The 24,571-nt window shown below is 46.6% G+C and carries 21 protein-coding genes; 6 read left to right on the top strand and 15 right to left on the bottom strand.

The features are described from left to right. The first annotated feature begins 344 nt into the window (after positions 1-344). A complete protein-coding gene (locus tag ACO0K1_RS09415; RefSeq protein ID WP_423025001.1) occupies positions 345-1,355 on the top strand; it encodes a LacI family DNA-binding transcriptional regulator in 1,011 nt (336 codons plus the stop codon). Positions 1,356-1,370: 15 nt separating this feature from the next. Here ACO0K1_RS09415 and ACO0K1_RS09420 read toward each other — a convergent pair whose 3' ends face one another. Together ACO0K1_RS09420 and ACO0K1_RS09425 are read right to left on the bottom strand one after the other, a co-directional pair. Beyond that, positions 1,371-2,204, bottom strand: coding sequence for a formyltransferase family protein (locus ACO0K1_RS09420; protein ID WP_423025003.1), 834 nt, complete (start codon positions 2,202-2,204; stop codon positions 1,371-1,373). Positions 2,205-2,513: 309 nt separating this feature from the next. Next, positions 2,514-3,344 (bottom strand): formyltransferase family protein, encoded by an 831-nt coding sequence (locus tag ACO0K1_RS09425; RefSeq protein WP_423025005.1) that lies wholly within the window; start codon positions 3,342-3,344, stop codon positions 2,514-2,516. A gap of 361 nt (positions 3,345-3,705) precedes the next feature. Here ACO0K1_RS09425 and ACO0K1_RS09430 point away from each other — a divergent pair, with 361 nt between their 5' ends. Then, positions 3,706-4,449: a substrate-binding periplasmic protein gene (locus ACO0K1_RS09430; RefSeq protein ID WP_423025007.1), complete on the top strand. Its 744-nt coding sequence runs from the start codon at positions 3,706-3,708 to the stop codon at positions 4,447-4,449. Positions 4,450-4,464: 15 nt separating this feature from the next. On the opposite strand, the gene pssA is transcribed toward ACO0K1_RS09430, so the two are convergent. The 11 genes from pssA to secA form a co-directional block, all read right to left on the bottom strand. Beyond that, positions 4,465-5,823 carry a CDP-diacylglycerol--serine O-phosphatidyltransferase gene (gene pssA, locus ACO0K1_RS09435; protein WP_423025009.1) on the bottom strand — a complete coding sequence of 453 codons (1,359 nt, stop codon included), beginning with the start codon at positions 5,821-5,823 and terminating at the stop codon, positions 4,465-4,467. 109 nt (positions 5,824-5,932) lie between these two features. Beyond that, on the bottom strand, positions 5,933-6,538 hold the full coding sequence (locus tag ACO0K1_RS09440) for a methyltransferase (protein WP_423025011.1): 606 nt from the start codon (positions 6,536-6,538) through the stop codon (positions 5,933-5,935). Positions 6,539-6,547: 9 nt separating this feature from the next. Then, on the bottom strand, positions 6,548-8,113 hold the full coding sequence (ubiB, locus tag ACO0K1_RS09445) for a ubiquinone biosynthesis regulatory protein kinase UbiB (protein ID WP_423025013.1): 1,566 nt from the start codon (positions 8,111-8,113) through the stop codon (positions 6,548-6,550). Continuing rightward, positions 8,110-8,682, bottom strand: coding sequence for a ubiquinone biosynthesis accessory factor UbiJ (locus tag ACO0K1_RS09450; RefSeq protein WP_423025015.1), 573 nt, complete (start codon positions 8,680-8,682; stop codon positions 8,110-8,112). The genes ubiB and ACO0K1_RS09450 overlap by 4 nt, the downstream gene beginning before the upstream one ends. A 445-nt stretch (positions 8,683-9,127) precedes the next feature. After that, positions 9,128-10,060, bottom strand: coding sequence for a Tim44 domain-containing protein (locus ACO0K1_RS09455; protein ID WP_423025017.1), 933 nt, complete (start codon positions 10,058-10,060; stop codon positions 9,128-9,130). 51 nt (positions 10,061-10,111) lie between these two features. Further along, positions 10,112-10,846: a bifunctional demethylmenaquinone methyltransferase/2-methoxy-6-polyprenyl-1,4-benzoquinol methylase UbiE gene (gene ubiE / locus ACO0K1_RS09460; RefSeq protein ID WP_423025019.1), complete on the bottom strand. Its 735-nt coding sequence runs from the start codon at positions 10,844-10,846 to the stop codon at positions 10,112-10,114. Positions 10,847-11,087: 241 nt separating this feature from the next. After that, complete coding sequence (locus ACO0K1_RS09465) at positions 11,088-11,519, bottom strand: energy transducer TonB (RefSeq protein ID WP_423025021.1); 432 nt, start codon at positions 11,517-11,519, stop codon at positions 11,088-11,090. Between the two features lie 307 nt (positions 11,520-11,826). Then, a complete protein-coding gene (locus ACO0K1_RS09470) occupies positions 11,827-12,243 on the bottom strand; it encodes a gamma-butyrobetaine hydroxylase-like domain-containing protein (RefSeq protein WP_423025023.1) in 417 nt (138 codons plus the stop codon). 40 nt (positions 12,244-12,283) lie between these two features. After that, positions 12,284-12,727, bottom strand: a complete 444-nt coding sequence (locus tag ACO0K1_RS09475; RefSeq protein ID WP_423025025.1) for an HIT family protein — start codon at positions 12,725-12,727, stop codon at positions 12,284-12,286. Positions 12,728-12,729: 2 nt separating this feature from the next. Further along, on the bottom strand, positions 12,730-16,707 hold the full coding sequence (locus ACO0K1_RS09480) for a DUF3683 domain-containing protein (protein WP_423025027.1): 3,978 nt from the start codon (positions 16,705-16,707) through the stop codon (positions 12,730-12,732). A 413-nt stretch (positions 16,708-17,120) separates the two neighbouring features. Continuing rightward, a complete protein-coding gene (secA, locus tag ACO0K1_RS09485) occupies positions 17,121-19,880 on the bottom strand; it encodes a preprotein translocase subunit SecA (protein ID WP_423025029.1) in 2,760 nt (919 codons plus the stop codon). A 3-nt stretch (positions 19,881-19,883) separates the two neighbouring features. On the opposite strand from secA, the gene ACO0K1_RS09490 reads away from it, so the two are divergent. Beyond that, a complete protein-coding gene (locus ACO0K1_RS09490) occupies positions 19,884-20,030 on the top strand; it encodes a hypothetical protein (protein WP_423025031.1) in 147 nt (48 codons plus the stop codon). A 20-nt stretch (positions 20,031-20,050) separates the two neighbouring features. On the opposite strand, the gene ACO0K1_RS09495 is transcribed toward ACO0K1_RS09490, so the two are convergent. Continuing rightward, a complete protein-coding gene (locus ACO0K1_RS09495) occupies positions 20,051-21,013 on the bottom strand; it encodes a M23 family metallopeptidase (RefSeq protein WP_423025033.1) in 963 nt (320 codons plus the stop codon). Positions 21,014-21,083: 70 nt separating this feature from the next. Here ACO0K1_RS09495 and ACO0K1_RS09500 point away from each other — a divergent pair, with 70 nt between their 5' ends. After that, entirely contained in the window at positions 21,084-21,590 is a 507-nt protein-coding gene (locus ACO0K1_RS09500) for a DciA family protein (protein WP_423025035.1), read from the top strand. A 16-nt stretch (positions 21,591-21,606) separates the two neighbouring features. Here the strand turns inward: ACO0K1_RS09500 and ACO0K1_RS09505 are convergent, their stop codons facing one another. Further along, positions 21,607-22,158, bottom strand: coding sequence for a cob(I)yrinic acid a,c-diamide adenosyltransferase (locus ACO0K1_RS09505; protein ID WP_423025037.1), 552 nt, complete (start codon positions 22,156-22,158; stop codon positions 21,607-21,609). A 510-nt stretch (positions 22,159-22,668) separates the two neighbouring features. Between ACO0K1_RS09505 and ACO0K1_RS09510 the strand changes: the two genes are divergently transcribed. Both ACO0K1_RS09510 and trhA read left to right on the top strand, forming a co-directional pair. After that, entirely contained in the window at positions 22,669-23,568 is a 900-nt protein-coding gene (locus ACO0K1_RS09510; RefSeq protein ID WP_423025039.1) for a LysR substrate-binding domain-containing protein, read from the top strand. A 218-nt stretch (positions 23,569-23,786) separates the two neighbouring features. Next, positions 23,787-24,401, top strand: coding sequence for a PAQR family membrane homeostasis protein TrhA (gene trhA, locus ACO0K1_RS09515; RefSeq protein ID WP_423025041.1), 615 nt, complete (start codon positions 23,787-23,789; stop codon positions 24,399-24,401). Positions 24,402-24,571 lie beyond the last annotated feature (170 nt).

Here is a 24,571-nt window from a genome sequence, read left to right on the forward strand (position 1 = left end):
GCTAGTACGGCTAGGAGCCATAACGCAGTTGGGCCGGTTTCGCTCGTCCGCAAAGAGGACTTACGCAAAATTGTCCCAACAAGGCATGGCGACGAAGACAGTACGCTAGTACGGCTAGGAGCCATAACGCAGTTGGGCCGGTTTCGCTCGTCCGCAAAGAGGACTTACGCAAAATTGTCCCAACAAGGCATGGCGACGAAGACAGTACGCTAGTACGGCTAGGAGCCATAACGCAGTTGGGGCGGTTTTGCGTAAGTCCTCTTGGTGTTGGGGAAAAGAATCTGCCATAATCAGCCCCACTGCAATCCCTCTTAACATCCCCACGCAACACAGAAAGACTCGGAATGTCACAACAGCAAAAAGCCATAAAAAAAATTGACACTGGACGCACGATGGAAGATCTGGCGGAAATCGCCGGCGTGTCGACGATTACGGTATCACGAGCGTTGCGGAATAGCCCCTTGGTCACAGAAAAGACGCGTGAAAAGATTCAAAAAATTGCGGAAGCTCAGGGATATCGTTTGAATTTGAGTGCGCGTAATTTACGCCTCAGAAGCAGTTACTCAATTGCAGTGGTGGTAGAGATGACGCCAGCTAAAGATCGCCCGATGTCTGGCTCATATCCGTTGGAGTTGTTAGGAGGTATTACGCAGGAATTAACATCGGCAGGCTATAGCGCGGTGCTAACTTCCAAACAATTGATCAACACGTCGCCTGTGCAGGGTGCTGACGGTATCATTTTGTTGGGTCAAGGCTCACATGGTGAAGCTTTGAAAGAAATTCAGACTTGTGGCTTGCCATTATTGGTATGGGGCGCGCCACATAAGGACTTTTCGTGCATTGTGGTGGGTAGTGATAATTATGCTGGTGGCGCGAGCGTCGCGGAACATTTTCTGACACTGGATCGTAAGAAATTTCTTTTTATTGGTGACACGAATCATGCAGAAATTGAGCAACGCTATCTGGGTTTTACCGAGAACTTAATGAAGTCAAATTACGAGGTTGATCGGCTACAGCCAACCGCTTTTACGTTTGAAGCGGGGTACGATTGCCTGATGCAAAAACTAAAGCAAACACCTTTCAACTACGATGGGGTGTTTGCTGCCAGCGATTTGCTGGCGATGGGTGCATTACGTGCACTGACTGAGCAGGGTTTAGAGGTGCCAAGACAAGTCTCGGTGGTTGGGTATGACGATATTCCTAGCGCCGCGAGTTTTGTACCTGCATTGACAAGTGTGCATCAGTATTTGCATGATGGTGGGGTTTTATTGGCAAAAAAAATTCTTGCACTGGTACGTGGAGAGGATGTTGAATCAGAAATGTTACCAACGTTATTAGTCAAGCGCCAAACCTGATCTGGGCTACATAAGTCAAATTTGCTCGCCAACGTACCAATCGGTCAGCGCGACATAGCCATCGAGACAAGCAACGACAATCGTTGAACCACTCACGTGGATGACCTGGCCGACAATGTGACTATGCTGTTCTGGCCATGCGTGTCCTGATTTAACATGCAGGCGTTTTTGATTGACAACCGCGATGCACTCCAACAAACCGAAAGCCCGTAGTTGCTTACTTATCGTGATGACCGATTGATCAAAATCCAGTGTCCGTTCATCCTCGGTAAATAAGGGCCAATATTCTCCGCCAGTTTGCGATTTTGCTGACTGCCAGTAATGACTGAAATCAAGCGCAATACGGGTTCCTAGTCGGCCAGCGGCCATCTGCAATTTGAGATTAAGGCTTTCGTGCGTGTCATATTCGTCTAATGCAAAATTTTCGCCGTCAAGCACGGCACCGGTATCAAATTCCGCTTCGATTTTGTGACAGGTGACGCCCCAAGTTGAGTAATCATTCAAAATCGCGTTGACTTGGGGATACGGGCCACGCCCCAAAGGCAAAGGCGCGGGATGAAAATTGATAGCAAATGGTAGATGTGGACGCCAATCAGGAATACGCCAATTGTAGCTCCCGACAACCAGCAACTCACAACCCAAAACGGCCAGCCCTTCTAAATCTTGTGAATTTAATTGCGATAACTGAATCGGTATCTTTTTTAGCTGCGCCAATGCCAACAATGCTTTATTACCGCTTAATTGATTAATTTCTGGCACAGAAAACAATTTAACCGGATGCCAACCAGCCTGAATCAACGCTTCGAAGAGCTTTAGATTTCTGTCACATCCGGCAAACGCGAAATGCATAATTTTCTCTTTTAAATTGGCATAAACAAAACCCTTATGACGGGAATTCACTACCCAATCCAAGCATTTTTCAGGGATTAATTAGATTAATATAATGCAACATTAAACTTGTACCTTTGTATCTTTTTGGATCGTCATGTATGGTTTTTACCTAAGGAAGAGAGCAAGATGCGGAGGATGGAGACGGCTGCAAACATAAAGGTGAAACATAAAGGTGAAACACTTGGGAGAAACATAGAGGAAAGACGGAGAAAATTTTTAAGGTCAATACATTGCCATTGCAAGAGACTGAACAGCATGCATCCACGATTACTCAGATACAAAATACCAATCACTAAAAACAACAAAACCGTCTTTGCAGGCAATGACAATCTGTGCGGCATACTCATGTACAATTTGACCTATCGCGTAACGATGCACCTCTGGCCAGGCGAAACCACTTCTTACCCGCACGTGAGCATGATTTAATGTGGCATAGCATTCCAGTCGTCCCAGCGCCCGCAATTGCAAGCGGATATGCCGAACGGGTGACGCAAAATCAATGCTTCTGTCGGCGACTGAAAACAGCGGCCAATATTCGCCTTCGGATTGCGTTTTTGCGGCACACCATAATGCCCCAAACTCTTTTCCTATACGGCTGGCAAGACGCGCCGCTGCCATCTGCACCTTGAGATTCAAAGTTTCGTGCGTATCAAACTGATCTAAAGCAAACGACTCATCAGCGAGAATCGCGCCAGTGTCATAATGTGCATCGATCTGATGACATGTGACAGCCCAAAGGCGGTGTTTATGAAGGATGGCGCCGACTAAGGGATAAGGACCACGACCCATTGGCAATGGCGAGGGGTGAAAATTGATCGCGTAAGGTAGATGTTCTCGCCAGTCGGGGATTTTATAGTTGTAACTTCCGACCACTAAAATGTCACAAGCAAGTCCTTCCAGCGCTAATAAATCTGCGTGGCGTAGATGCTCAAGCTGAAATGGAATGCCCTTACTTTGAGCACAGTTCAAAAGCGTACTATGAAATGCCATTTTGTCTTGCTCGGGCACCGAGAATATTTTCACTGGCTGCCAACCTGCGGCAACGAGCGCTTCGAAGATCGCTAAATTCCTGTCACATCCAGCAAAGGCAAAACGCATAATTCACCCGAATAATAAAGGCAAGCAAGAAAAATGAAAGCAACTATACTGGAATAAAGAGATCGAGAGTGCAGGAGCTAAAACTGGCTTTATTTACCTTTTTTGAGAGTATTTTTAAAAAAATTATTCATTTAGCATTGTTCAATATTACTATTTTTTATTGAAAAGATTGAAGTAATTTTTTCAATACGCGTTACCGGCTAGCAGCCGATAAACCAAGCGTCAATAAATCAAAAATGGTACTACCGATCGTTTTTATAGAGAATGGTATTTCTACATGATTCGATTAAAGACATTATTTCGGAAACTGGCTAGTGCATGGCGAAAGCTAATAGTCCACTGCTTTGCGACATCTTTGATCATGTCTGCAGCGGCTGCCTGTGCGCAAGATTTGCAAATTTTTACTGAAGACTGGCCACCAATCACTTTTGGTAACAATAACAAGGTCGATGGTATGGCAGTCGAGGTTGTGCGAGCAATACAGGCTCGTATCAGTAGTACGGCTGGTGGTTCCAGCGCGATTCAAGTGGTACCTTGGGCGCGTGGTTACAAGGCTCTATTAGAAGAACCGAATACCATGTTATTCACGGTAGGACGTTCTGAGGAGCGTGAAAAATTAATGGTACTACTTGGACCTATTGCTATTTCCAGTACCTCACTCTATACCCGTAGAGGCAATTTTGCGTATCTGGAAAGTCTCGGCGATGAGATTCTAAAACTCAAAGTGGGAGCCTACCGTTCCAGTATATTTGCGGACACAGCCCGCAAAAAAGGCTATACCGACATTGAACAAGCCCCTACCCCTCAGATCGTTGCCAACATGCTATTAGCAAAGCGTTTTGATTTATGGGTCGAAGGTAGTTTCGTTGTGTCGTCAGTCCTTAAAGAAATAGGACATTCCCCTGATGAAGTGGAAAAAGTGAAAGTGTTAGATAGTCTGGAACTGTATCTCGCATTTTCAACACAAACCCGCGACAGTACAATTAAAGCATGGGAAGAGGCATTTCGAGCGATCAAGCGCGACGGTACCTTTACTAAAATTTATAACAAATGGCTGCCAAACGAAATCGCCCCTCTCACTCTGATACGACTTACGCCGCCGTAGAAATCCTGAAAAGAATCACAAAACGCGATAGGCCAAACGATCCAACCTTACTGTACTCAAACGTGCCAGGAGTTTGCGCACGTCGTCAGGATAATCGCGCACTTTTTGTAGGTGCTTATAGTTCGAAATTAACGAGGTATGGCACAAAATACTAGCCAATTCGCTATTCCTTTGAGCGAGCAATTCAAGCTGCGGATCGTGAATTAACAAGGCATTTTCTAAATCCAGGCGGAAAGCTCGCGGATTCAAATTATTTCCAGTCATCAAGGCATAGTCATCGTCAATCCACATACCCTTCAAGTGATAGGTATTATCGCCATCTTTCCACAAATGCAAATTCAATTGATGATCCGCAATCTCTGATTGATGTAACTTGGCAAAACGCCGCAGATTGGCCTCGTAGAGGTATGGTAAGGCGGCGATGACTTTGAATGGCTGATCTGGCGGTATGTAAAAATCATTGGCAGCTTTATCACCGACAATAATACTAACCTTCACACCGCGTTTTAATGCCCGATTAATTTCACGTGTTACGGCAAGCGGAAAATTGAAATACGGCGTGCAAATCGTAATTTTCTTTTTACTTGCCGCAAGCAACTGACAGATAGCACGATTCAGTGGATTATTTTTTCCAACGCCAACAAGAGGCGCAACACTTAAGCGGCGATTGTCGTATTGTTGCTCTGAACTAAAACTGTAGTGCGCTTTTTTTAAATGTGCTCGAAAATCTCGAATCTCTGCACGAATATTGCGGGTCGTAGGCATGTCTGCGCGATCAAGCCGATGCACTGCCGCCGAACATAATAAATGCCGGCGGATAAAATCTACCATTGAGTTTGCCAAGGTCGCATTCTGTATCAGCAGATAGCGATCGTGACGATATTTTTCTTGCTTATGCAAATACACGTTGTTGATACTTGCACCGCTGTAGATGACGCAATCATCAATCACAAATCCCTTTAAATGCAGAACACCAAATAACTCGCTGGTCTGCACTGGAATGCCATAAATAGGGATGCTACCTTGATGGAAGCTGCTTTGCTGTTGATACCAGGCGGCATTGCCTATCACCTTACCCGGTTGTTTGGCTTGGCCTATCAAGCCTCGCTGTGCGCGGTGCCAGTCGACCAGAATGGCAATATCCAAGGAAGGTCGCGCAGTTTTCGCAGCATACAAAGCGTTCAGAATCTCAGCGCCAGCCTCATCTTCTTGCAAGTATAGACTGCACAAATAGATTCTGTGCCTCGCATGAAAAATTTGCTCCAATAAAGCTTCACGATAAGCGGTTGCACTTAACAAGGTCGTTACCGAACCAGCGTCCAGTGGAATCGATGGCAGTTGCTCGAGGGAAGAACGTGTACGTAGAAAGCGCATAGCGATCCAGTTCGTTGGAAACAGAGCAATAATAGCATTGGGAATGCCTACAAAAAAGCCTCAATCCGAATAACGAGCTAAGGATGTTCGACTTTTTAACTGGAAAGATTCAACGGCGTTGCCAAATCTGCCAACGCTCCTTTGACGCAAAAACGGGGATCGAGTCGAACACCTGCAGATCTTCAATTTTTTCAAATTCAGTTGCCATCAACGCCTCCCATAATTGTCTTTGAATCGAAAATGGCGGTCCTTTTTTGCTGGCATTTTCATCATCGTCGAAGAAAAAATATCCTGCGAGTAATGCGCCAGACGGTAGCAGCTCGCTCCATCGCTGGACAATACGCTGACGTAAATCTGGCGGCAACGCACAAAAGAAGGCGCGTTCGTAAATAACATCCAGAGTAGCTTCAGGCTCAAAGGAAAAAAAATCTGCCTGAACGACATACCTACCCCATTCGCCTAAGGTAAGTTTTGCTGTTTGTACGGCTGAAGCCGAAAAATCAATCGCAGTGACATCCCACCCAGCTTCAGCCAATAACGCCACTTCATAAGCATTTCCACAACCAGGTATCAAGCAACGTAAAGGCGGTTTTGCACGCACGAAATCGCTAAAATTTTTCGGCACGCACCCCTTATCCCATGGAATGAAATTTTTCTCAAAACGCTCGTCCCAAAATTTTGCTTGCGTCGGGTCACGAAGAATAAATTCAGCCATGGTACAAGGTCAATCTATAAAATAAAAATGCATTAAAAATTGGGCTACCAAAATACCAGCAAATAATCCGCCACCAAAATACACGACAATGCGCAGTAAATTATTGGTACGGCGCTGTTCAATCAATAATGCGGTCAGCACCTCGCTTTGATTATTTGACTCTCCTGCGCGGGTCAAGGCCTGATGCGCTAAGCGTGGTAACTGCGGAAAAATACTGCTATAACGCGGCGCTTCTGCTTTTAATTTATCCAACAAACCGCGCCAGCCAACTTGTTCGTTCATCCAGCGCTCAAGATAAGGCTTGGCCGTTTTCCATAAATCCAGATCAGGGTCCAACTGACGTCCCAAACCTTCAATATTCAATAAGGTTTTTTGCAAAAGCACCAATTGCGGTTGCACTTCAACATTAAAACGACGCGATGTCTGAAACAAACGCAGCAATATTTGTCCGAATGAAATATCTTTCAAAGGACGATCAAAGATAGGTTCACAACAGGCGCGAACGGCCGCTTCCAATTCATCGACGCGTGTGTCTTTAGGCGCCCAACCAGACTCAATATGCGCTTCCGCCACACGTTTATAATCGCGCCGGAAAAATGCCAGAAAGTTTTGCGACAAATAATCTTTGTCAAAATCATTAAGAGTTCCGACGATGCCGAAATCAAGCGCAATATATCGGCCAAATGTGGCTGGATCGGTCGATACTAAAATGTTCCCGGGATGCATATCGGCGTGGAAAAAACCATCGCGGAAAATCTGCGTAAAAAAAATCGTCACGCCATCACGTGACAATTTTGACATATCAACGCCGGCTTCACGCAATCGTTCTGTTTGCGAAATTGGGATGCCCTTCATGCGCTCCATCACAATCACGGAAGATGAGCAAAAATCCCAGTGCATTTCAGGTACAAGCAATAAGTCTGAATCCAGAAAATTACGACGCAACTGGCTGCCATTCGCGGCTTCACGCATCAAATCAAGTTCATCGTGTAAATATTTATCAAACTCACCAACAACTTCACGTGGTTTAAGACGTTTCCCATCAGTCCAAAGAGTTTCCAGCCAACCCGCAGCCACGTGCATCAATGCGACGTCCTGATCGATTGTTTCTTTCATTCCGGGACGTAACACTTTGACTGCGACTTCGCGACCATCTTTGAGAGTCGCAAAATGCACCTGCGCGATCGAAGCCGAAGCAACTGGAATACGCTCAAAACTAGCAAACAATTCATCAGGATGCGCACCCAGAGATTTCTTGATTTGTGCAATCGCAAGATCAGGGTCAAACGATGGAACACGATCTTGCAACTTGGATAATTCGTCAGCAATATCTGGCGGCATCAAGTCACGCCGCGTCGACAAGACTTGTCCAAATTTCACAAAAATCGGCCCCAGATCTTCTAAGGCCTTACGCAAGCGCTCGCCGCGAGGAGCAGATAAATCGCGCCAGAAAAGTAAAGTCTCGACAAGTTTGGCCGTACGTGGAATTTTGAGGCCAGAAATGGCAATTTCATCAATGCCATAACGAAGCGTAACGCGCACAATTTTTACTAAGCGCAAGAATTTTAAAATCATCCACGCATCCTTTCCAGTTTCTCGATACGCTTAATCAAACGCTCAACATCATCACGATTTTTATTAATTTGCGATCCAAATGCCGCAACTTCGGCAGGACGCACTAGCATTGGGTTTTCTTCTAAAAAATATTCAGCCAAATTTTCCTGAATTTTTTGATGGGTTTCCTGTGCAGTTTTCACTGCAGACTTCGTGGCAGAAACCAAGCGCGTTGCAGCGATGTCACCAAACAACTTACTCAAATCAGCCTCAGCCTCCCATCGTAAATTCTGACTTAGAAATGATAAGGTATTCGCAAAATCAGCGTCACCCTCAATTTTTACGAATGAAAAAGCTTTGTCACGATTCTGAGCCATCAACGGTAAGTCACTCGGTTTGACGCGGATGGTTACATCCGATGTCAGGTCGGCATCTGCATTTTCCAGCAAGCCATCTGCACCAACTTTGAGACGTATTTGCATTATTTGAACATCGATACAGGCGATTTTTCCGGAGTGGGACATTAATTTGTCCCTGGCCCATTTTTCTTGCGCCAGCAGATGATTGATAAAGGCTGCGATTGAGATCATATCGTTTTGAAAAGGCGAAGGCAAAATAGTTCCAAAGGGTAAGCTCAATATATCTGGCTGCACTTGTATGTATATGCCTGTACTGACTTGTACGTGCTGTGCGTGCTTTCCGATGTGACGGTTTTGCTTATTTTCTGATGAAGCGTGAGTGACGTCACATTATGTCAGTAAAACGACTCGACGATGAATATCAAGCCTATTTCACCAAGGCCAAGTGCTCTCCAGAACGGCTATTTCGTCACTGCTATAAAAAACCGCCCGACAATTCTGCGGGCGGTCTCAAGTTTAACAGCTAATCCCGTTTATGGTCTTCGATCTGTAACAGGTTTGATGCAAGATAATATCAATAACATTTCACGGTTTTTTCAATATTATTTCAATATTATTTCAATATTATTTCAATATTATTTCAATATTATTAATACATGCTAACAACATTGATTCATCAAAGTTGCTGAATACCGGCTAAAACCCAACCGCCTTGTCCATTCGCAGGTTTAGACAGATTCCAGACTTCGGCAAATGCTTCAGCTGGCGCATTTTGGGCTTCTTTGATCATGCCGGTAAATTTGACGCTCGCCACATGATCATTACCAGTATTTTCTATCCCCAGCAGCTCAGCATCAATCGATACAACATCAGTCACATTTACGCTTGCACCGCGCTCCTGAATTTCTAATTTCAATTCGGCATACATTTCTGGCGTAGTAAATTCACGCAGATCGTTAATGTCAGCTTTATCCCACGCGGCTTGCAGACGGATGAAATAGGCTTTTGAATTCCGTAAAAAACCTGGCACATCGAAATCTGCAGGAATATTCCACGTTGCTGCCGGTGCTGCCGGAGCTGCAGAGCTTGTCGATGCTGGTTGAGCATCAATTCGTGAACGAATTTCTGGCGTCGCAACGCTATTCATGCCCGCATAAGAAGGTTGTTCAAAGCGAGACACCGAACTTGCCGCATTATTGGAATTGGAGCCACGGAATAAACGAATGACAAAGAAAATGGCAAATCCTATGAGTGCGAACGTCAGCAACGAACCTAACATGCCCGCAGCGGCGCCACCGAACCCAAAGTGTGACAACGCAGCACCGAGCAATGCGCCACCGACCAAGCCACCAACAATCCCCTTCCATGGGCTGGCTGGCTTTGGTGGAATGGCAGGAGGAACGGGGGCGGCAGGTGCAGCGGCCGGCGCAGCTGGTCGCGGTTGATTAAAGCCATTATTGGCTGGCGTCGCAGGCGCTGCCTGACGTGAAACGTTATTCGACTGACGGCCAACAGAACCACCACCACCCATGCGTTTGGCATCGGCATCATGCATAGTCAAGGCCAGTGTACTTGCTACCATAACCATGGCGATTAAAAACTTTTTCATTGCATTCACTCCTTGATATTACATAAGCGCAGCAACAAAAAATATTCGCTGCTACAGCTTAATTCCGGTGTGCAAAGCCGCAACACCAGCCGTTAAATTGAAATACTGCACCTTATCCAGGCCAGCAGTTTCCATCATAGTTTTCAGGGTTTCCTGATCCGGATGCATGCGTATGGATTCAGCCAGATAGCGATAGCTTTCGGCGTCTCCTGCAATTTTTTGTCCCATCCAAGGCAAAATTTTGAATGAGTACAAGTCATACGGTTTTTGTAAGACCTCAGGAACCTTAGAAAATTCCAACACTAATAATTTCCCCCCTGGTTTTAAGACGCGCTGCATTTCCGCTAAGGCTTGATCCTTATGCGTCATATTGCGCAAACCAAAAGCCACGGTGACGCGGTCAAAGTAATTATCGGGAAAAGGTAACTTTTCTGCATCACAGAGCAAGGTGGGGGTAATCAGGCCTTTATTCAAGAGGCGATCACGGCCAACGCGCAACATGGATTCATTAATATCCGTATGCCAGACCTCGCCAGTCGTACCAGCTTGTTTCACAAATTCTTTGGTCAGATCGCCAGTACCACCGGCGATATCCAATACTTTGAAGCCTGGACGCACACCTGCCTGTGCCACCGTGAAAATCTTCCAGATGCGATGTAGTCCGCCGGACATCACGTCATTCATGATGTCGTATTTGGCAGCCACTGAATGAAATACCTCAGCAACTTTATGTACTTTCTGATCTTCTTCTACGGTGGTATAACCGAAATGGGTAGTATTGCTCATGATCTCAAGACTCCTATGGGATGCCGCATTATAGGGGATGTCGTCATGAAAGGCATCTGTTGGCGCTGTATAAATTACTATTATTGCAACTTATCTTTGCATTTACGGTACGGGCTGCGCATATTGTTGCTTGCGACACCGAATCACCAGAGCCCTGTCGTTAATGTCAACTCTATTCCGTTCTTTGCGGCAACGCTATGCTGCGTAACTGAAACCGCCCATCATCATCAAACAACCAGGTTTAAGACGCATCAAATCGCCCTCCCTTGAGTAACCTCGGGCTCGGCGAAGGAAATGGCGCGCTATTTTTTAAACTGGCAAGTGCGGTATTTTCAGCCACTTTATCCTGATTGCTTCGGACGATATCTGCTTTTAACAACCGCCCATCAGCACCCAACACATAGTGAACCACAATCACCGCCCGTAACATCGCTTGTGGGTTGTCTTGATAGACCAGATTGGCATTGATTTGCGATATCCGGGCTGCAATCTCCGACTTATAACTATCGATCGACGACGCTGATGACGAACCGACATTGCTATTTTGTTGTACGGATCGCCCATCAGTGGCTGGCGCAGCCGGTGTCTGTTTGGTATAAAAATCATTCGGGTAATGATTGACGCAACCGTTCATTGAAATGAACAGCACAAAGCAAATAGAACGCTTTTTCATGTTCGTCTCCAAAAAAAGCTGATTTTTTAATATCACCTAGCTGACCGGGGGGGCAAACGGTTAACGCAGCACATCAGCGTTACGCTGACCTCGATTTCGTCTTGTCTGGTAACGCAAAGTATGGAGGTCGTTTGATTTCCGGACGTGGTTCGGAAGGGTAAGTTCAAAGACAGAATTCCCCTCATTCCAGCTTGCGATAGATGAGCAAAACTGGCGTGATTTTAGAGAGAGATTGGCGGGTGGTACCCGCGCTACTTAGTCCTATCCGGCTCAAAACAAAGAAATTCACTTGGCCAAGGCCGCTACCTTAGTGTGAATGCCCACATCCAGCCGCTTTACCTGGCATCGCCACATCCCGCCCTGTTTCGTCCGCAAACCCAGCTTCCTGCAAACGCTGCAAATAATCCTGCCATAGCTGCGTCTGATTATCGCCTAGCCAGTACAGATATTCCCAAGTAAAAATTCCCGAGTCGTGCGCATCAGAAAATAAAGGCTTGACGGCGTAATTACCAACAGGTTCGATACCAACTAAACCAACGTCGCGCTTGCCTGTCTGCAGCGTTTCTTGTCCTGGTCCGTGACCTTTAACTTCCGCTGATGGCGAATATACGCGCATCAGTTCAAACGGAATAGAAAAGACCTTGCCATCATCAAAACTGATGTCCAATACCCGTGACTGGGTGCGGGCATTGAGTGCGGTTGGCTGGACTTTATTGGAGCTCATATTTTTATTTCGATCAATTCAATTTTTACTATTATGTCAGTCAGCTCAGACGGGCAATCAATTCACTGCGTAGTTGCGGCAACAAATTGCGACGTGCATCAATAATGGACTGTTCAGGCGCTTCTGCATTGGCTGCCGCCCACACTGGATGAGGGAAATGGGCATCATCCGTGTAACGTGGGATAAGGTGCCAGTGCAGATGCGGAACCATATTGCCAAGGCTCGCAAGATTCATTTTATGCGGCTGCATGACAGCCCGAATCACCGATTCCGTCGTCCACACCGTCTGCATAAATCCGTTTCTATCGGCCTCGCTGAGATCAGTCATCTCTTTGACATGGTCATTCCAGATCACACGACAAAACCCTGGGTAGTTCGCATCATCCACCAAAATAACGCGCCACTGGGCATTACTAACAACAACATCACCGCGAGTGACATCACATAATTCACAGCTTACTTGATTCTGCGTGATGTGACTCATGGTTACACCAATACCCGCTCGATACCACCGTTATTGGCATTGGCAACGTATTCTGGCATCCAATTTTCACCCAGAATATGTTTCGCCATCTCGACGACGATGTAATCGGCATCCGTATTGCTATCATCGTTGTAACGCGACAAACCTTGCAGACAAGATGGGCAGGAAGTCAGAATTTTGATATCACCGGTGAAGCCATCAGCACGCAATTTATCTGCGCCTTTGTTCATCTCAATCTCTTTACGGAAACGAATCTGCGTAGAAATATCCGGACGGGTGACTGCCAACGTTCCTGATTCACCACAGCAACGATCATTTTTCTCAATTTTCACGTCACCATTGCTGCCGGTAATCAGCGCATTCACTGTCTTCAATGGATCTTGCAATTTCATCGGTGTATGACACGGGTCGTGATACATGTAACGCGTACCGGTTACGCCTTCGAGTTTGACGTTTTTCTCCATCAGATATTCATGGATATCGACGATACGGCACCCTGGGAAAATCTTATCAAACTCATAGGTTGATAATTGATCGTAGCACGTGCCACACGACACGATGACGGTTTTGATATCCAGATAGTTCAGCGTGTTTGCCATGCGATGGAACAAGACCCGGTTATCGGTCATCATTTTTTCCGCTTTATCAAACTGACCGCTACCCCGTTGCGGATAACCGCAGCACAGATAGCCTGGCGGCAGCACGGTCTGAACACCGACATTCCACAACATTGCTTGTGTCGCTAAGCCGACCTGTGAGAACAAGCGTTCTGAACCGCAGCCTGGGAAATAAAACACGGCTTCGGTATCCGCATTGGTGGTTTGTGGATTACGGATAATTGGGACGACTTTATCGTCCTCAATATCGAGCAATGCACGCGCCGTTTTCTTCGGCAGGTTACCCGGCATCTTCTTGTTAATGAAGTGAATAACCTGTTCTTTAATCGGCGCTTTACCGACGCTGGCTGGTGGTGCCTTAGTCTGTTTTCTTGCAAATTTCTTCAACAAATCATGACCGAAACGCTGGGCTTTGTAACCCCAGCCTATCATGACTTGACGAGTCATGTTGATAGTAGCCGGATCGGTTGCGTTCAAGAAGAACATCGATGCTGCGGTGCCCGGGTTAAATTTCTTCTGTCCCATTTTACGCAGCAGATTGCGCATGTTCATTGAGACATCACCGAAGTCAATATCGACCGGGCAGGGATTCACACATTTATGGCAGACCGTGCAGTGGTCAGCCACATCAGAAAATTCATCCCAATGTTTGATAGACACACCACGACGGGTCTGTTCTTCGTACAAAAATGCTTCCACCAGTAAGGAGGTCGCCAGAATTTTATTCCGTGGCGAATACAGCAGGTTAGCCCGCGGTACATGCGTCGCACAAACAGGCTTACATTTGCCGCAACGTAAGCAATCTTTCACGCTATTGGCAATCGCGCCAATATCGCTTTGCTGCATGATTAGGGATTCATGTCCCATCAAACCAAACGACGGCGTATAGGCATTGCGTAAATCGGCGGCAAACTCAGGCAAATTCAGCAATTTGCCTTTGTTGAAGCGCCCTTCTGGATCGATACGCAATTTGTAGGAACGGAAATCTTTGATCTCATCTTCCGTCAAAAATTCTAACTTGGTGATGCCAATACCATGCTCACCCGAGATCACGCCATTGAGCGAGCGTGCCAACACCATGATGCGCGCCACTGCGTGATGCGCGACTTGCAGCATGTCGTAGTCATCCGAGTTCACCGGCAAGTTGGTATGGACGTTGCCGTCACCAGCATGCATATGTAAGGCGACAAAAACGCGGCTACGCAGCACTTTTTTATGCAAGGCAACACATTCATCGAGAATGAGTTTAAACGCTGCGCCATTAAATATTTGACGCAAATGGGCGCGGACTTCGGTCTTCCATGAAATTCTGACCGTTCTGTCTTGCACGACTGAGAACACAGTCGCATCTGGCTGACGCTGCAAGCGTTCGTCAAAAACAAACGCCAGTTTATCCAGTCCCAATTCCATCAAATCCGCTTTCGCTTCAATCAATGGCTTATCGAGATTGTTGAGTAGATAGGTCCAGCGCGCCTGCGCTTGTTGCAATAGTGTTTCAGCCTGATGGACGCGGTCTTCCAGCAACTCAGCTGCCGGAATATCATCCCCATCCGCATCTTCGCTTTTACCTAAAGGCAGATTGCCATTAGCAAAGAATGGGATCAGTTTATCTAACAGCGCCAGCTTATTCTGAACTGACAATTCGATATTGATACGCTCGATACCGTCGGTGTATTCACCCATGCGATTGAGCGGGATAACGACGTCTTCATTAATTTTGAAGGCGTTAGTATGCTTAGAAATCGCTGCTGTTTTGGCGCGATCAAGCCAGAATTTTTTACGTGCTTCAGGGCTGACGGCAACGAAGCCTTCACCAACACGTGTATTCGCTATGCGAATGACTTCGGAAGCCGCTTGTGCCACGGCGTTTTCGTCGTCACCAACGATGTCACCAAACAAAGCCATTTTCGGTAACACACCACGCTTGGACTTGGTGGTGTAACCGACAGCACGCAAATAACGCTCATCGAGATGCTCCAAGCCAGCCAGAATCGCGCCGCCTTTTTTGGTTTCGCCGTCGAGGTAATCTTTGATTTCAACAATACTTGGAATTGCGTCGCGTGCTTGCCCAAAAAATTCCAGACAAACTGTCCGTGCAAATTTTGGCATCTTGTGCAAAATCCAGCGTGCTGACGTAATCAAGCCATCGCAACCTTCTTTTTGCACGCCAGGCAAACCGGCGAGAAATTTATCGGTGACGTCTTTACCTAAACCTTCTTTACGGAACACGCGACCTTTAATTTCCAGCTGTTCTATTTTGAACGGTTGCTTTTCACCAGGATGCGTCCAGTCAAGACGGAACTTTGCCAGTTCAACATCGTGAATCTTGCCAAGGTTATGCTCAAGGCGTGTTACTTCCAACCAGTCGCCGTTCGGGTCAACCATTTTCCATGAAGCCAGATTATCCAGCGCCGTGCCCCACAAAACTGCCTTTTTACCACCAGCATTCATCGCAACGTTACCACCGATACACGATGCCTCTGCGGAGGTCGGATCTACAGCGAAGACAAAGCCCGCTTTTTCGGCGGCGTCAGAAACACGTTTGGTAACGACGCCTGCACCGGAATAAATGGTCGCGTAATCGCGGTCCACACCTGGCAAGCGTGTCATTTCCACTTCGCCAAGTTGTTCCAGTTTTTCGGTATTGATGACAGCGGATAACGGTGTCAACGGAATCGCACCACCAGTGTATCCCGTACCACCTCCGCGCGGAATAATCGTCAGACCGAGCTCAATACAGCTCTTCACCAGTCCGGCCATTTCATCTTCGGTATCCGGTGTCAGGACGACAAACGGATATTCCACACGCCAGTCAGTCGCATCGGTAACGTGTGAAACACGGCTTAGACCATCGAATTTAATGTTGTCTTTAGCGGTGAAGCGCGCTAACAGACGATTGGCCTTTTTACGTAAATCGTAGGTATCTCTGAATTCTTTCGAGAAATCCGCCACCGCTTTACGCGCCGCTTGCACCAAAGTCTCGACGCTATTGCTACGCTCAGCATCATCGTCGTTTGCCGTATTGACACGACGTTTCTCGACTTCCGCTAAGCGGTGATTCAACGCATCAATCAGATCTTGACGACGCTTAGGATTATCCAGCATGTCGTCTTGCAGATACGGATTGCGGCGTACCACCCAGATGTCACCCAAAACTTCATACAGCATCCGTGCGGAACGGCCTGTCTGACGTTTGCCGCGCAATTGATCCAGCAGACGCCAGGCGTCTTCGCCTAGCAAGCGGATGACAATTTCACGATCAGAAAACGAGGTGTAGTTGTACGGAATTTCCCGGACACGGGTCGGAGTTGCACCTTGCGGCGAATCTGCAAGCAAGGCCTGAATTTGGGCTGGAGCGTTCATCAGAGGCGTGGTTAGACGGATTGCAGACCGATACCGAAAACGCCAGTAAACCGCAGCTTACTGAGTCAGTGTGATATCAGTCTTGGATTTAAAGGCACATTCTAGCGTATTGCGATGCACCACGCGGGAACAGCCTTGAAGTTTGTACGGCAATGGAAGGAATTTGTAGCAATTTTCCAAAGCTTATTCGGAAAAATGTACATTTTATTTTCAAAAAGATGTTTTCGATTGCAATAATGCAACGCAAATTATCGGTGCTCATGCAAAAAGCGCACGTTCCTCATTCTCAACCCAAACGAGTCAGTCCCGCGTATTTTGCTTTTTCACCATAAAAAAAGGGTGAAATACATCACCCTTTTTATTTTTGCTTCATTTCAAATTCATTGTCAATTTCAATGTCAATTCGATCATGCTCAGGCAAGTTTGCCGTGGCATTGTTTGAATTTTTTACCACTACCGCAAGGGCAAGGGTCATTTCGACCGACTTTCAAGGCGTAGTTCAACTCTGGCTCGTCACCGGCAGCAAAAGCCAACGGTGCCAGGATTTCTTCAGGGGATGCACCAGCCTCAAAATCAGCATGTTGGAAATGAACGTTCTCAACTTGCGGTAAAGCCATTTGCTCTTCTACGGCTTCAATTTCTTCACGTGATTGAATCCGGACAGTAACCACTGTGCGCACGACGTCGTTTTTGATCATATCCAACATTTGGGCAAACAATTCAAACGCTTCGCGTTTGTATTCTTGCTTAGGATTTTTCTGTGCATAACCGCGCAGATGGATACCTTGACGCAAATGATCCAATGCCGCCAGATGTTCGCGCCAATGCGTATCAATGCTTTGCAGCATCACACTACGCTCAAATCCAGCGAACGACTCTTTGCCGACAATCGCTACTTTGGCATCATAGGCTTGATTCACGGCCTGCTGAACGCGGTCAAGAATATCTTCACCGGTCAGGCTAGGCTCGGACGCCGCCATTTTTACCAATGGCAGATCAATTGCCCATTCCGCAGACAACACGGCTTCCAACCCTGGCAAATCCCATTGTTCTTCCACTGATTCCAATGGCACATGCGCATGAACGATGTCAGCAAACATGCCGTGACGCAATGAGGACATCAGCTCTGTCATATCATGCGCTTCCAGCAGCTCGTTACGCTGTTGGTAAATCACTTTACGTTGATCATTAGCAACGTCATCGTATTCCAGCAATTGCTTACGAATATCAAAGTTACGTGCTTCAACTTTACGTTGTGCCGATTCAATGGAGCGAGAAACGATGCCCGCTTCGATTGGTTCGCCTTCTGGCATTTTCAATCTGTCCATGATCGCGCGGACACGGTCACCGGCGAATATTCGCAACAATTGATCATCAAGAGACAAATAGAAACGGCTGGAACCTGGATCACCCTGACGGCCAGAACGACCGCGCAATTGATTATCGACGCGACGTGATTCATGGCGTTCCGTACCGATGATATGCAAGCCACCAGCGTTGACCACGTGTTCATGCAACGAAGTCCATTCGTCACGCAACTTTTGCGATTGTGCAGCTTTATCGGCATCCGTCAACGCGCTGTTTGCTTCAATCAGTTGAACTTGCTTAGCAACGTTACCACCCAGCACGATATCGGTACCACGACCCGCCATGTTTGTTGCGATCGTAATTGCTTTTGGACGACCCGCTTGCGCAATAATTTCCGCTTCACGTGCATGCTGCTTCGCATTCAATACGTTGTGCGGCAAGTTTGCTTTAGTCAAAATACCAGATAGCAATTCAGAATTTTCAATCGAAGTTGTACCAACCAAAACTGGTTGACCGCGCTCGTAGCAATCTTGAATATCTTTCAGCATCGCGCCATATTTTTCTTCGGCGGATTTGTATACCTGATCTTGGCGGTCTTTACGCTGTGATGGACGGTTCGGTGGAATGACGACTGTTTCAAGACCGTAGATTTCCTGGAATTCGTACGCCTCAGTATCTGCCGTACCTGTCATACCCGACAAGCGCGTGTACATCCGGAAGTAGTTCTGGAAAGTGATCGATGCCAGCGTTTGATTCTCGTTTTGAATCCGCACGCCTTCTTTGGCTTCAACGGCTTGATGCAAGCCATCTGACCATCGGCGCCCGGTCATCATACGACCTGTAAATTCATCGACAATGACGATTTCGTCGTTCAGTACCACATAGTGCTGATCTTTAAAGTACAGTGCATGCGCCCGCAGAGCAGCATACAAATGATGAATCAGCGTGATATGCGCTGCGTCATACAACGAAGCGCCTTCTGGCAACAGACCCATTTGCGTCAGAATTTTTTCTGCTTTATCGTGACCGGCTTCGGTCAACAATACCTGGTGTGCTTTTTCATCTTTGGTGTAATCACCAGGGACTTCAATCTTGCCGGAGCCATCCGGTGTTTCTTCACCGATTTGCAAAGTCAACAACTTTGGCACTTCATTGATTTTGTAATACAACTCTGTGTGATTTTCAGCCTGACCAGAAATGATCAATGGCGTACGCGCCTCATCGATCAGAATCGAGTCAACTTCATCAACAACGGCAAAGTTAAGGCCGCGTTGTACGCGATCCTTGGCTTCAAATACCATGTTATCGCGCAGGTAATCGAAACCGAATTCATTATTGGTACCGTAAGTAATGTCGGAACCGTAAGCGACTTGTTTGGCATCATGATCCAGTTGCGACAAGTTAATACCTGTGCTCAGACCTAACCAGTTGTAAAGTTGGCCCATCCATTCAGCATCACGTTGCGCGAGGTAATCATTGACCGTAACCACGTGCACGCCCTTACCCGACAGTGCGTTAAGGTAGATTGGCAAGGTACCCATCAGAGTTTTACCTTCACCCGTGCCCATTTCAGCGATTTTGCCGTAGTGCAAAACCATGCCGCCGATCATCTGCACGTCAAAGTGGCGCATTTTCAAGACACGCTTACTGGCTTCGCGACACACCGCAAAGGCTTCTACCAAAATGCTGTCGAGCGTTGCTCCTTCTGCCACACGTGCTTTAAATTCAGCCGTCTTAGCTTGCAAAGCCTCGTCCGACAAAGTTTCCAGCTGGGGTTCCAATGCGTTGATCTCACGCACCGTCTTTTGGTATTGCTTCAAAAGCCGTTGATTACGGCTGCCGAATATCTTGGTCAGGAATGACATGCTATGAACGGAAAGTTAAATTCTGAAAAACGCCGCGGCAAAAAATTGCTTGCACAGCAACAATATAGGATAACTCACGATTTTACCATGCTGTGCGGGCTTCACCATGAAAACCCTGATCAAAACCGTGCAGCATTGATGATTTGGTGACTAATTACGCAAAAACAAGGCTATTTTTGTTTGAGTGAAGCAAGTTTTGCCTGATTTGCACCAGCGGTAAGAAATTTATTTGGATCTTGAGGGACATCTTTGATCCTCACCTCAAAATGCAAATGCGAACCGGTAGATCGTCCAGTAGAGCCAATATCAGCGACATGCTGTCCCCGTTTTACGATATCACCAAGTTTGACGTAAATTTTGGACGTATGCGCATAACGGGTAATCAAGTCCCCGCCATGATCAATCTCAAGCATATTGCCAAATTGTGGATGGAATTCTGAGGCAATCACCACACCACCGGCCGCGGCAACAATAGGCGTACCGGTCGGCGCAGGAAAATCAATCCCTTCGTGGAACGCATTGCGACCCGTAAAAGGATCAAGACGCCAGCCAAATCCTGATGCATTATAAGCAACATTTACGGGTTGAATTGTCGGTAAAAGCTTCGATTGAATCTTAAAACCCATCAGGTTTGTTTCAACAACATTCAAATAATCGGAACGATGCTCTACATCTTTTTGAAACGCATCCAAGGCAGCTTGCAGATCTGACATATTCAGTTCATTCGATGGCGCCGACGAAATTTCAGGACCACCACGGGCGGGCAACTCTTTAAAATTAAATTCTTCTGGCTTCACCCCCGCCAACCCTTGAACACGCTCACCCAAGGCATCCAATCGCATCATTTGCGCCTGCATTTCACCCAATTTGACAGCCATGGCAGCCAAATTTTCTTTCAGATAACGATCTTTAGAATTCGGATCGCCGGAGAGTGGAGAAGACGTTGAAGCCGGTAAGATGCTACGAAGAATCGGCAGATCAGAACTGGCCAGGCGTAGTGTAAGAGCGGCCATTAATGCGCCGCTCACCACGATTAAAGTAATCAATCCAATGACCGCGTACACCACATGGCGTGCGGACAAAGTCACCGATTTAGCCTGGGTAAACCGAGAATGCATCAAAATTATCTGCATCTGTCATTTCCCTCTAAGATGGCGTGCTTACGCTGTATGAAGTGACGCCGTTTGTGGTAATGTGTTCGCCATGTCTGCCCCATTACCACCTCCATATCGTATCAATATTAAACGTGGCCGCCCAGTTTCAGTGACCAGCGGTGCGAGTGATTTTTTACGTTCAAACGACAAGATTGCGTCGCTACTACCAGCGATCCAGCGCAATTTATCCTTACAAAAGGACTGTGAAACGATCTTGTCTTCGCTTTTTGAACTTTGCGAAGTGATGCAACTCGCCGATGGTCAACTGGTGCTAGGCGCATCGAATGCTGCTGTTGCGACGAAATTGAAGCAACAATGCCCCAAATTACAATTACATCTTCAACAACGTGGGTGGCAGATTAACGCAATCCGCATCAAAGTACAAGTTAAGCGCGTCATAGAAAAACCATTGCCGATAAAGCAATTATCTATCCCCAAAACTGCACTTGAAGCCTTAAGCACGTTAGAAAAAAACATCGAAAATACCGCGCAAAATGCCGATTTACGCGCAGCATTAACGCGCTTACTGAGCCGCCATACCAAACCGGAAAAGTAAGCTTCTAAAATACCACTTAACGGCTGCGGTCTTTTTCCCATAACACGTCATTGCCACCATCGACCCGGTTCAGAACCCGCGAAAGCACAAACAATAAATCAGACAAGCGATTCATGTATTGCCGCGGATGATCATTGATTGCTTCGCTTTTACCCACACTCACAATGGCACGCTCGGCGCGACGACACACGGTGCGACACACATGTGCGATCGCCGCTGCTCTGGAACCACCTGGCAAGATAAAGTCTTTCAACGGTGGCAAATCGGCATTGTACTTCTCTAATAACGCGTCCAAACGAGCTACTTGCGCATCAGTAATCAGACGGTAACCTGGAATACAAAGCTCACCGCCCATATCAAACAAATCATGTTGAATTGATACCAGTTCATGTTGCATTGCAGCTGGCAGCGGTTCACATAACAACACGCCAATGTGCGAGTTAAGCTCGTCAACATCGCCCATTGCATGGACGCGCAACGCATCCTTATCGACCCGGCTACCATCACCAAGTCCTGTTGTTCCTGCGTCACCAGTACGCGTCGCAATTTTCGAAAGTCGATTACCCATAGCAATTCTCACGTAGAAAGAAGTCGCAGAGCATAAGCCAAAAACCGCAAGAGCGCATCATTAATAGACATGGGCGATAGTATAAAAACGATCGTTCATCAAAATCGCGCCTCAGTTAATTGTTCTATTGAGGCGAACAATCGAACAGCCTGGACATCCACACCTTAGCGTGCACGCAACATTATTCGATCCCGACAAAGAATGTTTAGCAAACGATCGTTCGGAAACGTCAATCGTCAGCCAAATTCACGCTATCATATGCGAGGGAATCGCGTCTGCAGGTCATCTGGCTTCATGTCACCAGCATAGACTATCCCTCATCATGCTCAAAAATAAACCAATACGTTGTGGCATTGATCGCGTCATCCAAAAGATGACTTTCTGATAAAAATTCTGAGTCAACGATACATTTTCTGGACGCAGTAGCCTGTAAAATTAGTTTGCTCAGGCAAAAATAAACAATTCTCGGCAATTGATTGCTTGTAATGAAGGTTAAATTCAGGATATAGAATGGCAACAAGACTTCCCCCGGTACATGCGCTCTCAGCCTTTGAAGCAGCAGCACGCTTTGGCTCTTTTGCAGTTGCAGCTGAAGAACTCTGTATTACGCCATCGGCGCTGTCACACCGCATTCGCCTGCTGGAAGAGCATTTATGTGAACGGGTATTTGTGCGTGAAGGTCGTAGTGTCACTTTAACGGAGTTCGGCCGCCGTTACCTGGATGTGGTCCGAGGCGCATTGAGAACTTTATCCGATTTTCCTTTGCCAAATAAGGTCACGCAAAACCAGATGCGAGTCAAAGTCACTGTACCACCGACTTTTGCCCGATACATGTTTATGCCGAGGCTGGCAGATTTTTCAGCACAATATCCAGACATCGAAATCGAAGTCTATCTCTTCGTACCGCTCTACGATTTAAGCCTCTCCGAAAGTGATGTTGAAGTTCGTTTTGGTGCGGGCGAGTATCCGAATCTGGTGACCAAAAAGCTGTTTGTTGAACCCAGCTTTGCCGTCGCCAGCCCAGCCTACTTAAAAACAATTCCACCAATTAAAACGCCAGCAGATTTACGTCATGCCAAATTGCTACGCTCGGCGTTAGAGCCGTGGCAACCCTGGTTTGAAGTGGCAGGTCTTGATTGGCCAGAGCCCGGAAATGGCTTGCGGATAGACGATCTGGGGTTACTCTTAGAAGCCATCAAACATGGTCATGGAATAGGACTGACGCGACAACACTTTGCCGAGGATATGATTAAATCGGGTGAAGTTGTCCGACTGTTCGATACACAACTTGCAACACCGCCGCACGCCTATCACTTGGTTCACGAAGCACAACCAAGTCTGCGACCAGAAGTCGAAATCTTTATCAACTGGATGCAATCGACTTTTCAAAAAATGTATCCTGTCACCTGAATACGAAAATTGAAATAGGGCCGCTCTATTCCTTGTACAAAAATGCGAACAAGGAATAGGACTGCGCCAGCTTTTTCGCTCCTTTCTGTCGTAGTACTTAAGTTGGCGGCGATCATCAACGCCAAATTAAATGCCAATTTAAATGCCAATTTAAACGGCAATGTCATAGATAGTGCACAATACGCATCAAGCCAGCACTCGAAGGAAGCTTTTCAATTATGTATTACGGAGAAAAATTTAATAGCATCAGCCATATTGCCGGGGCAGCCTTAGCAATGGGTGGTGCAGCGGTCTTAATCACTGTTAGTGCGCGCCTTGGTGATCCATGGAAAATCGTCAGCTTCAGTATTTATGGTGCAATGCTTTTTCTTCTTTATACAATTTCCGCGCTCTATCACAGCTTGCGTGGCAAAGCGAAAGAAGTATTTCAAAAGCTTGACCACTGCGCGATTTATTTGCTTATTGCCGGCAGTTATACGCCGTTTACATTAGTGACGTTGCGTGAACATTCAGGGTGGGTATTGTTTGGGCTTGAATGGAGTCTTGCTGTGATTGGTATCATTCAAGAATTGCTATTTGCCAAAGGCGCGCGCTGGCTGTCACTTGCGATTTATGTCGTTATGGGTTGGTTAGCAATCGCGGCCATCGTTCCTTTAATCAGCATCTTGCAAACCGGCTTTATCTGGCTGGCATTAGGTGGATTATTTTATACCGTAGGTATCATTTTTTATGCCACGGATGAAAAACTAAAGCACGGGCATGGAATCTGGCACCTATTTGTATTGGCTGGGAGCATGTGCCAATATTTCTCAGTCTTGTTTTACGTGGCGTAAAGGCGGTTATAGTCGCTGATGAGCGACTAGCTAGTGTGCCAGTCACCCATCTTTTGCTCATTTAGTTGCGATCGCTGTCAGTATGACAGTCACTGTAACAGTCAATATAACAGTCACGATTACTGTTACTTTTTTTTCATTATTGATCATTCATGAGCAATAGGGGTTAA

Origin of the sequence: Undibacterium sp. SXout20W, from assembly GCF_049340285.1 — a bacterium.
In the GTDB taxonomy this organism is placed as follows: Bacteria; Pseudomonadota; Gammaproteobacteria; order Burkholderiales; family Burkholderiaceae_D; genus Undibacterium.